The following is a 22,142-nucleotide window of genomic DNA, read 5'->3' as shown; positions in this document are numbered from 1 at the left end:
ACGAGGCCGCCACCGCGCGCCTGACCGCGCTGGCCGCCTCGCTCGGCGTCACCCCGAACACCGTGCTGCAGACCGCGTGGGGCATCCTGATCGGCCGGATGACCGGCCGCGACGACGTGCTGTTCGGCACCACGGTCTCCGGTCGCCCGGCGCAGCTGGCCGGCGTGGAGAACATGGTGGGTCTGTTCATCAACACCGTGCCGGTGCGGGTGCGCTTCGACCCGTCGGAATCGGCGCGCCAGTTGCTGATTCGCACCCAGGGCGAGCAGGCCGATCTGCTCGACCACCACTACGTCGGCCTGGTGGATATCCAGTCGGCGGCCGGTGTCGGCGGATTGTTCGACACCCTGGTGGTTTTCGAGTCCTACCCGGTGGATGCGGAGGGTCTGCGCGCACAGGCCGCCGATATCGACGGTATGGCGGTGGTCGATCTGGCCGCGGCCGATGCCACCCACTACCCGTTGACCCTTATCGCACAGCTGGATTCGCGGCTGCGGATCCGGGCCGGTTACCTGCGCGACCTGTTCGACGAGGCGACCGTGCGCCGCATCGCCGACCGCCTGATCCGGGTGCTCACCGCCATCACCACCGAACCCGAGCTCGCCGTCGGCGATATCGAACTGGTGGATGCCGCCGAGCGCGAGCTGGTGGTCTCCGGCTGGAACGACACCGCGCACGAGATCGATTCGGCCGCAACGCTTGTCTCGCTGTTCGAGGAACAGCTGGCCAGGACGCCGGAGGCGACGGCGCTCACGTTCGAGGGGACAAGTGTCTCCTACGACGAGTTCGCCGCGCGCGTCTACCGCTTGGCGCGTTGGCTCATCGAACGCGGTGTCGGGCCGGAATCGTATGTGGCCCTCGGCATGCGGCGCTCGATCGATCTGGTCGTCGGCATGTACGCGGTGACCGTCGCGGGCGGCGCGTACGTGCCGCTGGATCCGGATCATCCGGCCGAGCGCACGGAATACATTCTGGCGACGGCCGATCCGGTCTGCGTGCTGACCTCCGGAGTCGATCTGCAGATCGACACCGCCCAGGTGCGCATCGATCTGCTCGACCTGTTCGGCCTGTCCGACGAACCGGTCACCGACGCGGAACGCCGTGCGCCGCTGCGCCCGTCGAATACCGCGTACGTCATCTTCACCTCGGGTTCGACCGGCCGCCCGAAGGGTGTCGCGGTCAGCCATGCCGCGATCGTCAACCGCCTCGTCTGGATGCAGTCGGCCTACCAGCTGAACGCGGGCGACGCGGTACTGCAGAAGACCCCGGCCACCTTCGACGTTTCGGTGTGGGAGTTCTTCTGGCCCTTGCAGATCGGCGCGCGACTGGTGGTCGCCAAGCCGGACGGCCACCGAGATCCGGCGTATCTGGCCGAGATCATCCGCACCGAGCGGATCAGCGTCACTCACTTCGTGCCGTCGATGCTCGCGGTGTTCGTCGCCGATGCGGCCGCGGCCCAATGCGATTCGCTGCGGCTGGTGTTCGCCTCCGGTGAGGCGCTGCCGCCCAAGCCGGCGCAGCGCCTGCGCGAGCTGACCGGTGCGGCGTTGCACAACCTCTACGGCCCGACCGAGGCCGCCGTCGACGTCACCTTCCACGAGGTGACCGCGGCGGACGTGGATTCGGTGCCGATCGGTGCGCCGGTGTTCAACACCCAGGTGTACGTGCTGGATTCGCGGTTGCGGCCGGTGCCGGTCGGTGTCGCGGGTGAGCTGTATCTCGCGGGCGCCCAGCTGGCGCGCGGCTATGTCGCGCGGCCGGATCTGACCAGCGATCGATTCGTCGCGAACCCGTTCGGTGTCGCGGGCAGCCGGATGTACCGCACGGGTGACCTTGTTACCTGGACGGCCGATGGTGAGCTGGAGTATTTGGGCCGCACCGACTTCCAGGTGAAGTTGCGCGGTCTGCGGATCGAGCTCGGCGAGATCGAGCAGGCGCTCACCGCGCTGGACGAGATCGCCCAGTCGGTGGTCGTGGTGCGCTCGGATGCGCATACCGGCGATCAGCTGGTGGCGTATGTCATCGCGGCACCGGGCGTTCCGCTCGACACCGAGTTGGTGCGCGAGGATCTGGGCAGGCAGCTGCCCGCCTACATGGTGCCGTCGGTGCTCATCGCGCTCGACGAATTCCCGCTCAACGCGTCGGGCAAGCTGGATCGGAAGGCATTGCCCGCACCGGTGTTCGAGGCCGCGGTGTTCCGCGCGCCGACAACGCCGGTGGAGGAGATCGTCGCGACCACCTTCGCCGAGGTGCTCGGCCTGGAACGGGTCGGCCTGGACGACGACTTCTTCGCACTCGGCGGTAATTCGTTGAGCGCTACCCAGGTCGCGGCCCGGCTCTCGGCCGCGCTCGACACCGACCTGGGCGTGCGCGAGCTGTTCGAGGCCTCCACCGTCGTCGCGCTCGCGGCCCGCGCGGAATCGCGGGTCGGCGCGGGCAAGCGCGCGCCGCTGGTGCCGCAGCAGCGGCCGGAGCTGGTGCCGCTGTCGCTGGCGCAGCAGCGCATGTGGTTCCTCAACCGCTTCGATCCCGAATCAGCCGTGGACAATATCCCTGCCGCGGTGCGCATGTCGGGTCTGCTGGATCGGCAGGCGCTGCAGATCGCGGTGGCCGACGTCCTGGCCAGGCACGAATCGCTGCGCACCTACTATCCGGAGGTGGACGGCACCGCCCATCAGGTCGTCGTGCCGACCGGCAAGGTGATTCCGGATCTGACGCCGATCGACGTCAGCGAAACCGAACTGCCGCAGCGGCTTTCGGAACTGGTGCTGACCGGCTTCGACGTCACCGTCGATGTGCCGTTCCGGGCGCAGCTGTTCGAGATCAGCCCGACCGAACATGTGCTCGCCCTGGTGGTGCACCACATCTCGGCCGACGGCTTCTCCATGCTCCCGATGACCCGGGACGTGATGACCGCGTACGGCGCTCGCGTCGACGGCGGCGAACCGGCTTGGCGGCCACTGGAAGTCCAGTACGCCGACTACGCGCTGTGGCAGCGCACCGTGCTCGGTGCCGAGACCGATCCGGATTCGGTGATCTCCGAACAGATCTCGTACTGGTCGCAGGCGCTGCGCGGGCTGCCGGAGCAGCTGGATCTGCCCGCGGACCGGCCGCGTCCCGCGGTGGCTTCCGGCCGCGGCGCGACCTATACCTTCGAGATCGACGCCGAAACACACACCAGGCTGGCCGAACTCGCCCGCACCCGCGGCGCGACGCTGTTCATGGTCGCGCACACCGCGCTGGCCGTGCTGCTCGCGCGCCTGTCGGGCGAGGACGACATCGCCGTCGGCACCCCGGTGGCGGGCCGCGGTGAGCGCGCGCTCGACGACCTGATCGGCATGTTCGTCAACACCCTGGTGCTGCGGACCCCGGTCGACGGCGGCGCGACGTTCACCGACCTGCTGCGTGCGGTGCGCGCCACGGATATCGCCGCCTTCGGTCACGCCGACCTGCCGTTCGAGCGGCTGGTGGAGATCCTGAACCCGCCGCGTTCGCAGGCCCGGCATCCGCTGTTCCAGGTGATGCTGTCGTTCCAGAACCTCGGCCAGAATGTGCTGGAACTGCCCGGATTGACGGTCAGCGGTGTCGAATTGCCCATCGACGTGGCCAAATTCGACCTGCATCTGGCGCTGTCCGAGCGCACCGCGGCGAGCGCGACCAACGGCGCGGCGGCGACGCCGTCCGGCATCATCGCCGAATTGATCTACGCCACCGATCTTTTCGATCCGCGGACGATGGCCGAATTCGGCGAGCGGTTCAACCGGGTGCTGCGGGCCGTCGCGGCGGAACCGGATCGTCCGGTCGGTGATATCGCGCTGCTGGACGAGTCGGAAACCGAACTGGCGCTGCGTGGTTGGAACGACACCGCGCACGAGTTGGGTGCCGCGCGGACGCTGGTCGAGGTATTCGCGAAGCAGGCCGCGGCGACCCCGGATTCGATCGCGATCGTCGACCCGAGCACCGGGACCTCCCTTACCTACGCCGAATTCGCGGCGCGGGTGCATCGCACGGCACGCCGCCTGATCGACGCCGGTGTCGGACCGGAAAGTCTTGTCGCCCTTGGCATTCGCCGTTCGGTCGACCTTGTCGTCGCGGCATACGCGGTGCAGGCCGCGGGCGGCGGCTACGTGCCACTGGATCTGGATCAGCCCGCCGAGCGCATCGAGTACGTGCTGGAATCCGCCGCGCCGGTCTGCGTGCTCACCACCGCACGCGACGCGTTCGACGCCGGCGCGCGGGAGACGCTGACGCTCGATGAACTCGAGTTGGACGAGTACTCGGACGCGCCGGTCGGCGATGCCGAACGGATCGCGCCCCTGCGGCCCGAACATCCGGCGTATGTGATCTTCACGTCCGGCTCGACCGGCCGTCCGAAGGGCGTCGCGGTGCCGCATGCCGCCGTCGTGAACCAGATCCGCTGGATCACCGGCGAATACGGCATCGGCGCCGACGACATCGTGCTCTTCAAGACGCCCGCCACCTTCGACGTCTCGGTGTGGGAGCTGTTCGGTCCGCTCAGCACCGGCGGCCGGATGGTGATCGCGAGCCCCGACGGGCACCGCGACCCGCAATACCTGGCCGAGGTGATCGCCGCCGAGCGCATCACCATGACCTCGTTCGTGCCGTCGATGCTGACCGTATTCGCGTCCAGCGCGGAGGCGACCGGTATCGGCCGCGAAGCGCTGGCCTCGCTGCGGTTGCTGTTCGTCGCCGGTGAGGCGTTCACCGCCGACGCGGTGCACGCGATCCGCCGGGTGAGCGATGCCGAGCTGTACAACCTCTACGGCCCAACGGAATTCACCGTGCACGCCACGCACGGCCCGGTGGCCGCCGAGATCACGGGCGCGGTCCCGATCGGTCTGCCGGTGTGGAATGCCCAGGCCTACGTGCTGGATTCGCGCCTGCACCCGGTCGCCGCGGGTATGGCGGGCGAGTTGTACCTGGCCGGAGCGCAATTGGCGCGCGGCTACTTCGGCCGTGCCGACCTGACCGCGGATCGCTTCGTGGCCAACCCGTTCGGTGCGCCGGGTGCGCGCATGTACCGCACCGGCGACCTGGTCACCCGGGGCGCCGACGGCGCGATCGAGTACCTGGGCCGCACCGACTTCCAGGTGAAGCTGCGCGGCCTGCGCATCGAGCTCGGGGAGATCGAAACCGCGCTCACCGCACAGCCTTCGGTGGCCCAGTCGGTGGCCATGGTGCGGTCGGACGCGCGCACGGGCGACCAGTTGGTCGCCTACGTCGTGCCCTCGGGCGCCGAGCTGGACGCCGACGAGCTGCGCGGCGCCCTCGCTGCGCGACTGCCCTCGTACATGGTGCCCGCGGCGATCGTTGTGCTCGACGCGATGCCGTTGAGCCCCAACGGCAAACTGGATCGGCGCGCACTACCCGAACCCGTCTTCGAGGCGCGGGAGTTCCGTGCGCCCGCGACGCCGATCGAGGAGATCGTCGCCGACACCTTCGCCGAGGTGCTCGGGCTCGCCGCGGCCGAGGGCGATCGCCCGGTCGGCCTCGACGACGACTTCTTCGAACTCGGTGGCAACTCGCTGATCGCCACCCAGGTGGTGGCCCGACTCGGCGCGGCGCTCGATACCCGGGTGCCGGTGCGTCTGCTATTCGAGGCGCCGAATGTGGCGGCGCTCGCCGCGCGCCTCGAGGCGCAGGCGGGCACCGGACGCCGCCGCGAGCTGGTGGCCGGTCCGCGCCCGGCGCAGATTCCGCTTTCCCTTGCCCAGCAGCGCATGTGGTTCCTGAACCGGTTCGACAGCGCGACCGCGGTCAACAACATTCCGCTCGCGGTGCGGCTGACCGGTGCGCTCGACACCGACGCGCTGCGCCGCGCGGTCGCCGACGTGATCGACCGGCACGAGGTGCTGCGCACCATCTACCCGGAGACCGCCGACGGCCACGGTGTGCAGGTGGTGCTGCCCGCGGGGCAGGAGACCATCGATCTTTCACCGATCACGGTGTCGGAGACCGAGATTCGCGAACAGATCAGCGAGCTCGTGCTCACCGGTTTCGATGTCACCGCCGAGGTTCCGGTGCGGGCCAAGCTGTTCCGGGTCGCGGGCTCGATGGACGGCTCGCAGCCGGAGACGCATGTGCTGGTCTTCGTCGTGCACCACATCTCCGGTGACGGCTGGTCGATCCGGCCGCTCGCCCGCGATGTGATGGTGGCCTACCTGGCCCGTTCGAGCGGCGAGGCGCCCGGTTGGGCGCCGCTGCCGGTGCAGTACGCGGATTACGCGCTGTGGCAGCGGGAAACGCTCGGCTCGGAGGAGGATCCGGAGTCGCTGATCGCCCAGCAGGTGGCGTTCTGGTCGCGGAACCTGGCCGGGCTGCCGGATCAGCTGGATCTGCCCGCGGATCGCTCGCGCCCGGCCATCGCGTCGAATCGCGGTGACGTGTACGAGTTCTCGCTCGACGCGCAGCTGCAGCGCGGGCTGAACGCGCTGGCCCGCGAGCACGGCGCGAGCCTGTTCATGGTGGTGCACGCGGCCTTCGCCGCACTGCTCGCCCGCCTGTCCAACAGCGACGACATCGCCATCGGCACCGCGGTCGCCGGCCGTGGTGAGGCGGCGCTCGACGATGCCATCGGCATGTTCGTGAACACGCTGGTGCTGCGCACCCAGGTCGATTCGGCCGAGACCTTCACCGAATTGGTCGCGCGGACAAGGGAAACCGACCTTGCCGCGTTCGGCCATGCGGATCTGCCGTTCGAGCGGCTGGTGGAGATCCTGAACCCGGCGCGCTCGCAGGCAAGGCATCCGCTGTTCCAGGTGATGCTGTCGTTCCAGAACCAGGGCGAGGCCTCGTTCGAGCTGCCCGGCCTCGAGGTGGCCGGGGTGCCGCTCGACGTGGTGACGGCCAAGTTCGATCTGCAGCTGAACTTGACCGACCGCCTCGACGCCACGGGCGCACCGGACGGCATGACCGCCGAATTCGCCTACGCCACCGATATGTTCGACGCGGGCACGATCGAAACGTTGGCCCGCCGCCTGGTGCGGTTGCTGACGGCGGTCGCGGCCGAGCCGACGGTGGTCGTCGGCGAGATCGACCTGCTCGATACCGCCGAGCGCACGCGGGTGGTCGAGTTGTGGAATGCCACCGCGCACGGAATCGATTCGGCCGCAACGCTGGTGTCGATGTTCGAGGCGCAGGTGGCGCGTACTCCTGACGCGACCGCCCTCACATTCGAGGGGACAAGTCTGTCCTATGCCGAGTTCGCGAGCCGGGTGCACCGACTCGCGCGCTGGCTGCGGCAGGCCGGTGTCGGCGCGGAATCGTATGTGGCCCTCGGTATGCGGCGTTCGATCGACCTCGTGGTCGGCATGTACGCGGTATCGGTGGCCGGTGGCGCCTACGTGCCGCTGGATCCCGACTTCCCCGCCGAGCGCATCGATTACATCCTGGAGACCGCGCAACCGGTCTGCGTGCTGACCTCCGGCGCCGATCTGGCGACGACGCACGCGCGCCAGGTTCGCATCGATGAGCTGGATCTGGCCGGGCTTTCCGACGAACCGCTCACCGATCAGCCGGTGCTGCCCGGCAATACCGCGTACGTGATCTTCACGTCGGGTTCGACCGGACGCCCGAAGGGCGTCGCGGTGAGCCACGGCGCGATCGTCAACCGGTTGGTCTGGATGCAGGCCGAGTACGGTCTGCGCCCGGATGACGTGGTGCTGCAGAAGACCCCGGCCACCTTCGACGTTTCGGTCTGGGAGTTCTTCTGGCCCTTGCAGGTCGGTGCGCGACTGGTAGTCGCCAGGCCGGACGGTCATCGCGACCCGGCCTACCTGGCTCAGCTCATCACCGAAGAGGCCGTCACGACGGCGCATTTCGTACCGTCGCTGATGTCGGTGTTCGTCGCCGACGAGCGCGCCGCCGAATGCACCAGCCTGCGTATGGTCTTCGCATCCGGTGAGGCGCTGCCCGCGCCGACCGCGCAGCGCCTGCGCGAGCTTACCGGTGCGGCGTTGCACAACCTCTACGGCCCGACCGAGGCCGCGGTCGACGTCACCTATCACGAGGTGACCGATGCCGATCTCACCTCGGTGCCGATCGGTGCGCCGGTGTTCAACACCCAGGTGTACGTGCTGGATTCGCGGCTGCGGCCGGTGCCGGTCGGCGTGCCGGGCGAGCTCTATCTCGCGGGTGCGCAGTTGGCGGTCGGCTACGTCGCGCGGCCGGATCTGACCGCGGATCGGTTCGTGGCCAACCCGTTCGGCGCCGCCACCCGGATGTACCGCACGGGTGACCTTGTTACCTGGACGGCCGATGGTGAGCTGGAGTATTTGGGCCGCACCGACTTCCAGGTGAAGTTGCGCGGTCTGCGGATCGAGCTCGGCGAGATCGAGCAGGCGCTCACCGCGCAGCCCGCGATCGCGCAGGCGGTCGTTGTGGTGCGCACCGATGAGCGCACCGGCGACCAGCTGGTGGGTTACCTTGTCGCACAACCGGATCGCGTCATCGACGTGGACGAGGTGCGCGCGGCGCTGGCCAAGCAGCTCACCGCGTACATGGTGCCGTCGGCGTTCGTCGTGCTCGACGAATTCCCGCTCAACGCGTCCGGCAAGCTGGATCGCAAGGCGCTGCCCGCGCCGGTGTTCGAGGCCAAGGTGTTCCGTGCGCCGTCGACCCCGATCGAGGAGATCGTGGCCAACACCTTCGCCGACGTGCTCGGCGTCGCGCGGGTCGGCCTCGACGACGACTTCTTCGGCCTCGGCGGCAACTCGCTGCTGGCCACCCAGGTGACCGCGCGGCTCGGCGCGGCACTGGATACCCAGCTCGCGGTGCGCGATCTGTTCGAGGCCTCCGATGTGCACGCGTTCGCTGCGCGGGTGGAGCGGGCCGCGGGCTCGGGTCGCAGCAGGCCCCGGCTCGTCGCGGGGGAGCGGCCGGAGCGCATCCCGCTCTCGCCCGCCCAGCAGCGGTACTGGTTCCTCAACCAATTCGACACGGCCACTTCGGCGGTCGACAACATCCCGCTCGCGGTGCGGCTGTCCGGCGAGCTGGACGTCGCCGCGCTCGAACTGGCGATCGGCGACGTATTCGCCCGGCACGAGGTGTTGCGCACCACCTACCCGCGTTCGGCCGACGGCCCACACCAGGTGATCCGGCCCGCATCCGCGTCGGCGGTTTCGCTGAGCCCGGTCGAGGTGGCCGAGTCCGAATTGGTGGGCAAGGTCATCGAATTCGCGCTCACCACCTTCGATGTCACCGTCGAGGTGCCGCTGAAGGTCGCGTTGTTCCGGATCGCGCCACAGGAGCATGTGCTCGCGTTCACGGTGCACCACGTCGCGGCGGACGGCTCGTCGATGGGGCCGCTGGCCCGCGACCTGATGATCGCGTACGTGGCCCGGGTCGGCGGCGATGTGCCGCAGTGGGTTCCGCTGCCGGTGCAGTACGCCGACTACGCGCTGTGGCAGCGCGCGGTGCTCGGTGCCGAGGACGATCCGGAATCGCTTGCCGCCCAGCAGGTCGCGTACTGGACCGCGGCGCTCGCGGAGCTGCCGGACCAGCTGGAGCTGCCCGCCGACCGGCCGCGCCCGCCCGCGCAGTCGTTCCAGGGCAAGGCGATTCGCTTCGAGATCGATCCGGAGCGGCACGCCCGCCTGCACGAGTTGGCGCGCGCCAACAACGCCTCGCTGTTCATGGTCGTGCACGCCGCGCTGGCGGTGCTGCTGGCCCGGCTGTCCGGCACCGACGACATCGCGGTCGGCACCCCGATCGCCGGTCGCGGTGAGCGCGAACTCGACGACCTGATCGGCATGTTCGTCAACACCCTGGTGTTCCGCACCCGGGTGGGTTCGGGCGCGCGGTTCACCGATCTGCTCGCCGATGTCCGGGAGCGCGACCTGGAGGCGTTCGCCAACGCCGACGTGCCGTTCGAGCGGCTGGTCGAGGTGCTCAACCCGGTGCGCTCGACGGCGCGCAATCCGCTGTTCCAGGTGGGCCTTTCGTTCCAGAACCTGGCCGAGACCACCTTCGAGCTGCCGGGTCTTTCGGTGAGCGCGGTCGATTTCGATTCGCAGCTGGCCAAGACCGATCTGCATGTCACGCTCTACGACCGGTACGCCGAGGACGGCACCCCGGCCGAGATCGTCACCGAATTCGGTTACGCCATCGATCTTTTCGATCAGGCGACGGTGCAGGGCTTCGCGGACCGGTTCATCCGGGTGCTCGACGCCGTGGTGGCCGATCCCGCGGTCGCGGTCGGCGAGATCGATCTGCTCTCCGCCGACGAGACCGACCGGATCCTCACCGCGTGGAACGACACCGCGCACGAAACCGACACCGCCGCAACCCTGGTCTCGCTGCTCGATCGCACGGTGGCGGCCGGCCCGGACGCGGTGGCGCTGGTGGCCGACACCGCCGAGGGCCGCGTCGAAATTTCGTACGCCGAACTCGACGCACGGGTGAATCGCCTGGCGCGCTACCTGATCGGCCGCGGCATCGGACCGGAGGACCGGGTGGCGCTGGCCATCCGCCGCTCCGCCGATCTGGTGACCGCCATGTACGCGGTCGCGAAAACCGGTGCGGCCTACGTGCCGATCGATCCGGACCAGCCCGCCGAGCGCACCGAGTACATCCTCACCACCGCCGCGCCCGCATGCGTGCTGACCACGGTCGGCGACGGATTCCACACGGTGGCAACCGATGTGGTGCCGGTCGACGTGCTCGACCTCGGGGCGTATTCCGTCGATCCGGTGCGGGCCGACGAGCGCCGCGGCGCGCTGACCCCGGCGAACACCGCCTACGTCATCTTCACCTCCGGCTCGACCGGTCAGCCCAAGGGCGTCGCGGTGCCGCACGCCGCGATCGTCAACCAGTTGCTCTGGGAGACGGCCGAATTCGAGCTCGGCGCGGATGACGCGATCCTGCTCAAGACCGCGGCCACCTTCGACCTCTCGGTCTGGGAGTTCTGGTCGGCCGCCGTCTCGGGCGGCCGCCTGGTGATCGCGCTGGCCGACGGCCACCGCGACCCGGCTTACCTGAACGAGCTGATGCGTGAGACCGGCGTCACCACCCTGCATGTGGTGCCGTCGATGCTCGACGCACTGCTCACCGAGTCGGGTAACCGGTTGCCGCACAGCCTGCGTCGTGTGCTGGCCATCGGTGAGGCGCTGCCCGCCGCGACCGCGCAGCGGTTCCGGCAGCACAATGCCGCTACGTTGTTCAACCTGTACGGCCCGACCGAGGCCGCGGTGTCCATCACCAGCCACCTGGTCACCGATGCCGACCGGGCCTCGGTGTCGATCGGTGCGCCGGAGTGGAACAGCCGTGTCTACGTGCTGGATTCGCGCCTGCGGCCGGTGCCGGTCGGTGTTTCGGGTGAGCTGTATCTCGCGGGCGCCCAGCTGGCGCGCGGCTACTTCGGCCGCGCCGAGCTGACCGCCGACCGCTTCGTCGCCGACCCGTTCGGCGCGGCGGGCAGCCGCATGTACCGCACGGGCGACCTGGTGGCCTGGAACGCCGGCGGCGAGCTGGAATACCGGGGCCGCACCGACTTCCAGGTGAAGATCCGCGGTTTCCGCATCGAACTCGGCGAGATCGAGGCGGCGCTGCTGCGCCAGCCCGCGATCGCCGCCGCCGCGGTGCTGGCGCACACCGATCCGAATATCGGTGACCGCCTTGTCGCTTACGTTGTCCCGGCCGAAGGCCCGGTGGACAAGCGTGCGCTGCAGTCGGCGCTGTCCGCCGAATTGCCGTCGTACATGGTGCCTTCGGTGCTGATCGAGCTGGATGCCCTGCCGCTCAACGCGAACGGCAAGCTGGATCGGAAGGCGCTGCCGGAACCGACCTTCGAAAAGGCGGTCTTCCGTGCGCCGGTGACCCCGATCGAGCAGATCGTCGCCAACACCTTCGCCGAGGTGCTGCGCATCGATAACCGCGAGGGCGGCAAGCGAATCGGCCTCGACGACGACTTCTTCGCCTGGGGCGGTAACTCGCTGCTGGCGACGCAGGTCGCCGCCAGGCTCGGTGAGGCGCTGAATACCCGGGTGCCGGTGCGGCTGCTGTTCGAGGCGTCCACCGTTGCCGCGCTTGCGGTTCGGGTGGAGCAGCACGCCGACGCCGGTGGCCGTAAGGCACTCGTCGCCGGTCCGCGGCCGGAGCACATTCCGCTGTCGTTGGCGCAGCAGCGGATGTGGTTCCTCAACCGGTTCGATACGCAGTCGGCGGCGTACAACGTGCCGATCGCGGTGCGGTTGACCGGTGCGTTGGATGTGGCGGCGCTGCGTGCGGCGATCGCGGATCTGGTGAGCAGGCATGAGATTCTGCGGACGATTTATCCGCAGACCGAGGCCGGTGCGGTGCAGGTGATCCTGCCGCCGACGCAGGCGGTGCCCGAGCTGGATGTGCGGGTCGTCGCGGCGGCCGACGTGGAAGCGGCTGTCATCGAGCTGATTTCGACGATTTTCGATGTCACCACCGAGGTGCCGGTGAAGGTGGCGTTGTTCCAGATCGCCGATGCCGTCGACGAATACGTTCTCGCGATGGTGGTGCACCATATCGCTGGTGATGGGTCGTCGGTTGGCCCGTTGACGCGGGATCTGGTGACCGCTTATGCGGCTCGTGCGTTCGGTGAGGCGCCGAGTTGGGCTCCGTTGGCGGTGCAGTACGCGGATTACTCGATCTGGCAGCGTGAACTGCTGGGTGGCGAAGAGGATCCGGAGTCGTTGGCGTCCAAGCAGGTTGCCTACTGGCAGCAAGCATTGGCTGACCTGCCCGATCAGCTGGATTTGCCGTCGGATCGTCCGCGTCCGGCGGTGCAGTCCTTCGCCGGTGGCAAGGTCGAGTTGCGGGTCGATGCGGGCACGCATCAGGCGTTGATCGAGCTGGCTCGTGCTGAGGGTGCGACGCTGTTCATGGTCGTGCACACCGCCCTGGCGGTGCTGTTGTCCCGGTTGTCGGGCACCGACGACATTGCGATCGGTACGCCGATGGCTGGTCGTGGTGAGGCTGTGCTTGATGACCTGATCGGTATGTTCGTCAATACGCTGGTGTTCCGTTCGCGGATCGATGCCGGTGAGCCGTTCGTCGAACTGCTTGCGCGGCAACGCGAAACCGATATCCAGGCCTTCGCCAACGCCGATGTGCCGTTCGAGCGCCTTGTCGAGGTGCTCAACCCGGTGCGGTCGACCGCGCGGCATCCGTTGTTCCAGGTGGGTTTGTCGTTCCAGAACCTGGCCCAGTCCAGTCTGGAGCTGCCCGGTTTGACCGTGGCCGGTCTCGATATCGATACCCAGCTGTCGCAGTTCGATCTGCACCTGATCGCCACCGACCGCTACAGCGATTCCGGTGAACCGGAAGGCATTACCGGCTTCTTCACCTACGCGACCGATATGTTCGACCGGGATACGGTGCAGGACTTCGTCGAACGCTTCGCGCGACTGCTCGGCGAGATCATTGCCGCACCGCGCACCGCGGTCGGCGAGATCGAACTGCTCGACCCCGCCGAACGCGCCGAACTGGTGGTGCGCCGCAATGCCACCGCATACGAGGTGGATTCGGATGCGACGCTGGTGTCGATCCTCGACGCGACGGTCGCCGCGGATCCGAAGGAAGTCTCGCTGGTCACCGATGACGGCGCCACGCTGACCTACGGTGAACTCGACGCCAGGGTGAATCGTCTTGCCCGGCACCTGATTTCGCTGGGTGTCGGCCCGGAGTCGCGGGTAGCGCTCGCCATCCGCCGCTCGGTGGATCTGATCGTGGCGATGTACGCGGTGGCCAAGTCCGGCGGTGCGTATGTGCCGGTGGATCCGGATCAGGCGGCTGAGCGCACGGCCTACATCCTGGAGACCGCGGCACCGGTCTGCGTATTGACCAACGCCGACGCCGGTTTCGATACCGACGCCGCACCCGTGGTGCGCATCGATGAACTCGACCTGAACGACCTGTCCGCGACCCCGGTGGTCGATGCGGATCGGGTTGCGCCGCTGCGTCCGTCGAACACCGCGTATGTGATCTTCACGTCGGGTTCGACGGGCAGGCCGAAGGGTGTCGCGGTACCGCATGCCGCGATCGCGAACCAATTGCTGTGGAAGGTCACCGAATTCGGTCTCGACCCGGCGGACGCGATCCTGCTCAAGACGGCCGCGACGTTCGATTTGTCGGTCTGGGAGTTCTGGTCGGCCGCCGCATGCGGTGGTCGCCTGGTGATCGCCGCCCCGGACGGGCATCGCGACCCTGCCTACCTCAACGAGCTCATGGCACGGGAATGGGTCACCACCCTGCATGTGGTCCCGTCGATGCTGGACGCACTGCTGGCCGGGGACTTCCCGACCTCGCTGTGGCGGGTCCTCGCGATCGGTGAGGCCCTGCCCGGTGCACTGGCGCAGAAGTTCTTGAAAGAACGTCCGCGTACGGAACTGTTCAACCTTTACGGTCCGACCGAGGCCGCGGTGTCGATCACCAGTCATCGGGTCACCCCGGCCGATCAGGTGTCGGTGTCGATTGGTGCGCCGGAGTGGAACAGTCAGGTGTATGTCCTGGATGCGCGGTTGCGTCCGGTACCGGTCGGGGTTTCGGGTGAGTTGTATTTGGCGGGTGCGCAGTTGGCGCGTGGCTACTTCGGTCGCGCGGATCTGACCGCGGACCGGTTCGTCGCCAATCCGTTCACCGCAGGGGCGCGGATGTATCGCACCGGTGACCTGGTGGCCTGGAATGCCAACGGTGAGTTGGAGTATCGGGGTCGTACCGATTTCCAGGTGAAGATCCGTGGTTTTCGTATCGAGTTGGGTGAGATCGAGGCGGCGCTGCTGGCGTTGCCGGAGATCGCGCAGGCCGCTGTCGTGGCGAAGTCGGATCCGAAGACGGGTGATCGCCTGGTCGCCTACCTGGTGGCGGCGGATGCGGAAGTCGATGTCGCGCAGGTGAAGTCGGCACTGGCGGCGGGTCTGCCGTCGTACATGGTGCCCTCGGCATTCGTGGTGCTGGACGCGTTGCCGCTGAATGTCAACGGCAAGCTCGACCGAAAGGCGTTGCCGGAGCCGGAATTCGAGACAACGGTCTTCCGCGCCCCGTCGACTCCGATCGAGGAGATCGTCGCGGGCGTCTACGCCGACGTGCTCGGGCTGGAGCGAGTCGGTGCCGATGACGATTTCTTCGCCCTGGGCGGTAACTCGCTGCTGGCGACCCAGGTCGCGGCCCGCATCGGTGCCGCACTGGATTCACGGGTGCCGGTGCGTGCCCTGTTCGAGGCCTCGACGGTGGCCGGGCTCGCGGTCAAGGTCGAACAGCACGCCGGTGCGGGCGGCCGCAAAGCCCTCGTCGCCGGACCACGCCCCGAGGAGATCCCGCTGTCGCTGGCTCAGCAGCGCATGTGGTTCCTCAACCAGTTCGACACCGCCTCAGCGGTCAACAACATTCCGGTGGCCGTGCGCCTGTCCGGCGACCTCGACGTCGCCGCACTACAACAAGCGGTCGCGGATGTCATCGGCCGGCACGAGACCCTGCGCACCATCTACCCCGAACAGGGTGGCACGGCGCATCAGGTCATCCTGCCGGTCGAGCGCGCGGTACCCGATCTGACTCCGGAACCCGTTGCGGCCGAAGACATTCGGGAGCGGATCATCGAGGTGATCGGCGCCGGATTCGACGTCACCGTCGAGGTTCCGTTGCGGGCCAAGCTGTTCCAGGTGGCGGACGGCGAATACGTGCTGGTCTTCGTCGCCCACCACATCAGCGCCGACGGTTGGTCCATGGGCCCGCTCACCCGCGACGTGATGGTCGCCTACGCGTCCCGCGCGGCCGGGGTGACCCCGGGCTGGTCGCCGCTGGCGGTGCAGTACGCGGACTTCAGCCTCTGGCAGCGCGAAGTGCTCGGCGCGGAAACCGATCCGGACAGCCTGATCTCGCAGCAGGCCGACTACTGGCGCAAGACGCTGGCGGGGCTGCCCGACGAGCTCAACCTGCCCGCAGACCGCCTGCGCCCGACGGCGCAGTCGTTCTCCGGTGGGCGCGTGGTGTTCCCGATCGAGGCGGGTCTGCACCGCAAGCTCACCGAGATCGCCAGGGAACAGCACGCGACGCTGTTCATGGTGGTGCACGCCGCGCTCGCGCTGTTCCTCGCGCGGATGTCGGGTACCGACGATATCGCCATCGGCACCCCGGTGGCCGGTCGCGGCGAGGCCGAACTCGACGATGTGATCGGCATGTTCGTCAATACGCTGGTGCTGCGTTCGCACGTGCGCGGCGAGCTGACCTTCGCCGAATTGCTGGCGCAGACCAAGGATTCGGATCTGCAGGCGTTCGCGCACGCGGATCTGCCGTTCGAACGACTCGTCGAACTGCTCAACCCGGAGCGTTCGACGGCGCGGCATCCGCTGTTCCAGGTGGCGCTGTCGTTCGAGAACCTGCCGGAGAGCAGCTTCGAACTGCCCGGACTCAGCGTCGCCGCGGTCGATTTCGAGGTGGACACCGCGAAATTCGATCTGTCGCTGACGGTTCGGGAGGCGGGCGCGAACACCGCGGGCGCGGGTATGTTCGCCGAATTCGCCTTCGCCCGCGACCTGTTCGACGATGCCACCGTCAAGGTGTTCGCCGAGCGGTTCACCAGGCTGCTGGAAGCCATTGCCACCCAGGCCGATACGCCGATCGGCGACCTGCCGCTGCTGGACGAGGACGAGCACGAGCTGCTCACCCACGTGTGCGGCGTCGATGTCGACACCCACGATCTGCTGCCCGACCTGCTGGCCCGCGGCGTCCGGTTCGATCCGGATCACACCGCGGTGCGCTACCTGGGCCGCTCGATCAGCTACCGGGAACTCGACGAGTACTCCTCGCGACTCGCGCGGGTGCTCATCGATCGCGGTGTCGGTCCGGAAAAGATTGTGGCGCTGTCGTTCCCGCGGTCCTACGAGATGGTCGCCGCGTTCTGGGCGGTAGCCAAGGCCGGTGGCGCGCACGTGCCGATCGACCCGACCTACCCGGACGATCGCAAGCGGCACATGGTCACCGACTCGGGCGCGGTCATCGGCCTCACCTCCAGCGAGTACCTGGATCAGCTGCCCGCCGACGTCGAATGGATGACCATCGACGATCCGGCGATGGACGTGCTGCTGGCGAGCAAGTCGACCGATCCGGTCACCGACGCCGAGCGCCTCGCGCCGCTGCGCTCCTGGCATCCGGTGTACGTGATCTACACCTCGGGTTCGACCGGTATGCCCAAGGGCGTCACCGTGACCCACTCGGGTATGGGCGGATTGGTCGGTGTCGCAACGGATCTCTACCGGCTCGAGCGGCATCACCGGTTCCTGCACATCTGCTCGCCCAGCTTCGACCCGTCGGTGCTGGAGTGGGTGTGCGCGGGCTACACCGGCGCGACGCTCGTCGTGGTGCCATCGGGCATCATCGGCGGTCCCGACCTGGCCGAGCTGCTGCGCACCGAAAAGGTGACGCATACGATCATCACTCCGGCGGTGCTCGGCACCGTCGATCCGGAGGGTGTCGCGCTCGAGGTCGCCTCCGTCGGTGGCGATGTCACCACCCAGGAGTTGCTGGCGAAGTGGGCGCCGGGCCGGCTGTACTTCAACGCGTACGGTCCGACCGAGGCGACCATCATCACCTCGTACGCGCATCTGACCCCGGGACGGCACATCACCATCGGCAAGCCGGTGCGCGGCGTCTCGGCGCTGGTGCTCGACGGGCGGCTCAACCCGGTGCCGCCCGGCGTCGCCGGCGAGCTGTACCTGGCCGGTGACGCACTGGCCCGCGGCTACCACAACCGCCCCGACCTCACCGCGGATCGGTTCGTGGCCAATCCGTTCGGCGCGCCGGGCGACCGGATGTACCGCACCGGTGACGTGGTGCGCTGGTTCGCCGAACCGGGCGAGCGGGCGGGCAATGCCGCGCTGCCGGAGGTGCCGTGGGAGCTCGACTACGTCGGCCGCTCCGACTTCCAGGTGAAGATCCGCGGTTTCCGCATCGAACTCGGCGAGATCGATTCGGTGCTGGCCCGGCACGAGGATGTCGAGTTCGCCATCACCATCGGCCGCAAAACCGATGCGGGCGCGACGATCCTGGTGTCGTATGTGCTCGGCGCGCCCGGAAAGGCCGTCGATCCGGCACAACTCACCGAGTACGCCGCGCGCAGCCTTGCCCCGCACATGGTTCCGGCCGCGATCATGGTGCTCGACGAGATCCCGCTGACCCCGGTCGGCAAGCTGGATCGCAAGGCGCTGCCCGAACCCGTGCTGGCGCCGCGCGAATTCCGGGCTCCGGCAACGGAAATCGAGGCGACCATCGCCGAGGTGTTCGCCGAGGTGCTCGGTGTCACCCAGATCGGTTTGGACGATTCGTTCTTCGCGCTCGGCGGTGATTCGATCCTGTCCATCCAGCTGGTGTCGCGGGCCAAGGCGCGCGGTGTGGTGTTCACCCCGCGCGATGTGTTCGAGCGGCGCAGCGTCGCCGCGCTGGCCGAAATCGCCACGCTCGGTGGCGAGGTCGAGCAGGTGCGGCTGGAGGAACTGGAGGGTGGCGGTATCGGCGAGATTCCGCTGACGCCGATCATGACCCAGATCCTGGCGAGCGGTTCGACCTACCAGCGGTTCTCGCAGTCGATGTCGCTGCGGTTGCCCGACGGCATCGACCGGGAGACCCTGGTCGGCACCATCGCCGCGGTATTCGAGCACCACGATGTGCTGCGGTCGCGGCTGCGGCGCAACGCCGACGCCGAAAACGCCAAGGACGCTTGGACGTTCGAGGCGCTGCCGCACGGCGCGGTGGATGTCGACGCGCTCGTGCATCGCGTCGAACTGCCCGCCGACGTCGATGACGCCGAGCTGTCCAGGCTGGCCAGCATCGAATTCGACGCCGCGATGGGTCGCCTCGATCCGGCGAATGCCGTGATGGCGCAGTTCATCTGGTTCGCCTTCAACGGTGACCGGCGCGATGTGCTGCTGATCGTCGCGCACCACTTCGTGGTCGACGGCGTCTCCTGGCGCATCGTGATCCCGGACCTCGCGGTCGCCTGGTCGCAGCTGGCCGCCGGTCAGCAGGTCGCGCTGCCCGAGAACGGGACGTCGATGCGGCGCTGGGCGCACGCGCTCACCGAGGAGGCCGTCTCGGCCGAACGGGTCGCGGAACTGCCATTCTGGCAGAAGATCTCGCAGGCCGACGATCCGCATCTCGGTGCGCGTCCGTTCGACCCGGCGGTGGACACCTTCGCCACCGTCGAGCGGGTCGAGGTTCTGCTGCCCGCCGCGGTCACCGACGCGGTGCTCACCGCGATTCCGGGTCTGTACCGGGGCGGTGTGAACGACGGTCTGCTCTCCGCGCTCGCCATGGCGACCGCCCGCTGGCGCGGCGGCGACTCGGCTCTCATCAAACTCGAGGGCCACGGTCGCGAAGAGGATGTCGTTGCGGGCGCGGATCTTTCGCGCACGGTCGGCTGGTTCACCACCGCTTACCCGGTGTTGCTCGAACTGGCCGGCGCCGATCTCGACGACGCGTTCGACGGCGGAAACGCCATGGGCGACATCGTGAAATCGGTCAAGGAACAGCTGCTCGCGGTGCCGGACAAGGGCATCGGCTACGGCCTGCTGCGGTACCTGAACCCGAGCACCGCGCAGCGCCTGCGCACGGTGGGCCAGATCAGCTTCAACTACCTCGGCCGGGCATCGGCGGGGGAGATTCCGCAGCAGCTGGCCGAAATCGGTTGGGTGCCGGTGGCGGATCTGGGTCGCCTCGACGGCGATATGGATCTGGATATGCCCGCCAATGCGACCGTCGATATCAACGCGATCGTCACCGACGGCGCGGACGGCCCGCAGCTCGGCGCGTCCTTCGCCTACCCGAACGGGCTGCTCGATCGGGAGCGGGTGCAGGAATTCGCCGATCTCTGGGTTGCCGCGCTCACCGCGCTCGCCACCCACGCGCAGCGGCCGGACGCGGGCGGCCTGACGCCGTCGGATCTGCCGCTGGTGCGGGTCGGCCAGCCGGATATCGAACTGTGGGAACGGAATTACCCGGCCATCACCGAGGTCTGGCCGCTCTCGCCGCTGCAGTCCGGTCTGCTGTTCCACGCGCTGCTCACCCAGGCCACCGTGGACGTCTACACCATGCAGGCGGTGGTGGACCTGAGCGGTGTCGTCGATATCGAGCGGCTGCGGACGGCCGCGCAGGCCATCGTCGATCGCTACCCGAACCTGCGCACCGCCTTCGTCACCGACGCGGACGGTCAGGCCGTGCAGGTGGTGCTCGACCGGATCGAAGCGCCTTGGCGCGAGGTGGATCTCACCGAGCTGCCGCAGGACGAGCGGATGCCCGAACTGCAGCGGCTGGTAAAGGCCGACCAGGCAACGCATTTCGATATGGCGCAGCCGCCGCTGTTGCGGTTCACGCTGTTCCGCACCGAGGAAACGCAGTGGCACCTGGTCATCACCACCCACCACATCCTGCTGGACGGCTGGTCGATGCCGCTGCTGATGCGGGATCTGTTGGTGCTGTACGCGGTTCACGGCGATCTGGCGGCGCTGCCGCGGGTGACCCCGTACCGCAACTTCCTCGGCTGGCTGGCCGGGCGCGACCGCGAGGCATCGCTGCGCGCCTGGGCGACCGCGCTGGACGGGGTGCAGGAGCCGACACAGCTTGCGCCGCAGCCGCGTTCGGCCGAGACGTACGAGATCGGCAAGCTGGTCACCGAAATCGACGCCGACCGCACGCGTCAGCTCACCAAGCACGCCGCCGAACTCGGTGTCACGGTGAATACGCTGGTGCAGGCGGCGTGGGGCATCCTGCTCGGCCGGTTGACCGGCCGCGGCGATGTGGTGTTCGGCGCGACGGTCTCCGGCCGTCCCGCCGAGCTGCCCGGCGTCGAAGCGATGGTCGGCCTGTTCATCAACACGCTGCCCGTGCGGGTGCGCATCGATGACCGGGCGAGCATCGGCCAGCTGCTGCAGCGCCTGCAGGGCGAGCAGGCCGACCTGCTCGACCATCACTTCGTCGGCCTCACCGATATCCAGCGGGCGGCGGGCGCGGGTTCGCTGTTCGACACGCTGGTGGTGTTCGAGTCGTATCCGATGGACAAGGAGGCGATTTCGGCCGCCAGCTCGATCGACGGCGTTTCGGTTACCGGCGTCGGCGTCAACGACGCGACCCACTACCCGATGACGCTGCTGGTGATGGCCGAGGCGAGCATCGAGCTCACCTTCAAGTACCTGGGCAGCCGGTTCACCGCCGACGAGGTGGCGACCCTGTCCGCGCGGTTCCTCCGGGTGCTCGACGCACTGCTCGGCGATCCCGACGCTCCGGTCGGCGATATCGACATACTCGACAGCGGTGAGCGGGCCAAGCTGCTGGCCGAATCCGGTGTCACGGCAGCGGTTTCCACACCGGAACCGACCGGATGGGTTGGTGCGCGCACGGTCGCCAAGGTGCTCGCCGAGGTGGTCGAGGCGGATCCGCAGGCGCCCGCGCTGTTGGACGGCGATACCGAAATCGCCTACCACGAACTGGATCGGCGCTCCTCGCAGCTCGCGCGGGTGCTCATCGATCGCGGTGCGGGACCGGGCGATATCGTCGCGATCGCGCTGCCGCATTCGGTCGATTCGGTTGTCGCGGCCTGGGCGGTGCAGAAGGCGGGTGCGGCCTGCCTGTTCGCCGGTGATTCCGGATCGGTGGATATCGCCGCGGCCGGGGCGAGCTTCGGCATCGGCACCGAGCAGGCCGAGGGCACGGTGCGCTGGCTGGTGCCGTCCGATCCGCAGGTTCGGGCCGAATTGGCCGCCGCACCAACGCATCCGGTGTCCTACGCCGACCGGGTCCGCCCGCTCGGCGAGGATCACCCGGCGTTCGTGGTGGACGGAACTCCACTGGCCCACCCGTCGCCCGACCACCATTCCTCATCGAGTCGCTTCGCGACGCTGACACAATCCGAGGCTTTGGACCAGGCGGTCCGGCTGCGCGACGAATACGCGATCGACTACGAGTCGACCACGTACACCCTGGCCGTCACCGGCCGCACGGCGGTGCTGGAATTCCTGGCCGCCGCGACGGCGGGCGCGCTCTCGGTGATTCCGTCGGGCGGCGAACCCGCCGACGATCTGGCCGACGGCGAGGTCGGCCACTGGTTCGTCACACCGGGCGAACCGGTCGACGCGGCCACCGACGAAGTCCGAATTGTCGTCGCGGAGTAG

General features: G+C 68.5%; 1 protein-coding gene (cut by a window edge). It reads left to right on the top strand.

The features are described 5' to 3' along the window. A protein-coding gene (locus LGY53_RS05960; RefSeq protein ID WP_225725585.1) for a non-ribosomal peptide synthase/polyketide synthase crosses the window boundary here: on the top strand, nucleotides 1-22,142 show its 3' portion. 21,448 nt of this gene lie to the left of the window's left edge; only the last 22,142 of its 43,590 coding nucleotides appear in the window; its start codon lies beyond the left edge, outside the window; it ends in the stop codon at nucleotides 22,140-22,142.

The organism is Nocardia sp. JCM 34519.1 (assembly GCF_020361265.1).
Classification (GTDB): Bacteria; Actinomycetota; Actinomycetes; order Mycobacteriales; family Mycobacteriaceae; genus Nocardia; species Nocardia arthritidis_A.
Note: the sequence above shows the minus strand (reverse complement) of the source record. Positions and strands in the feature narration are given on the sequence as shown.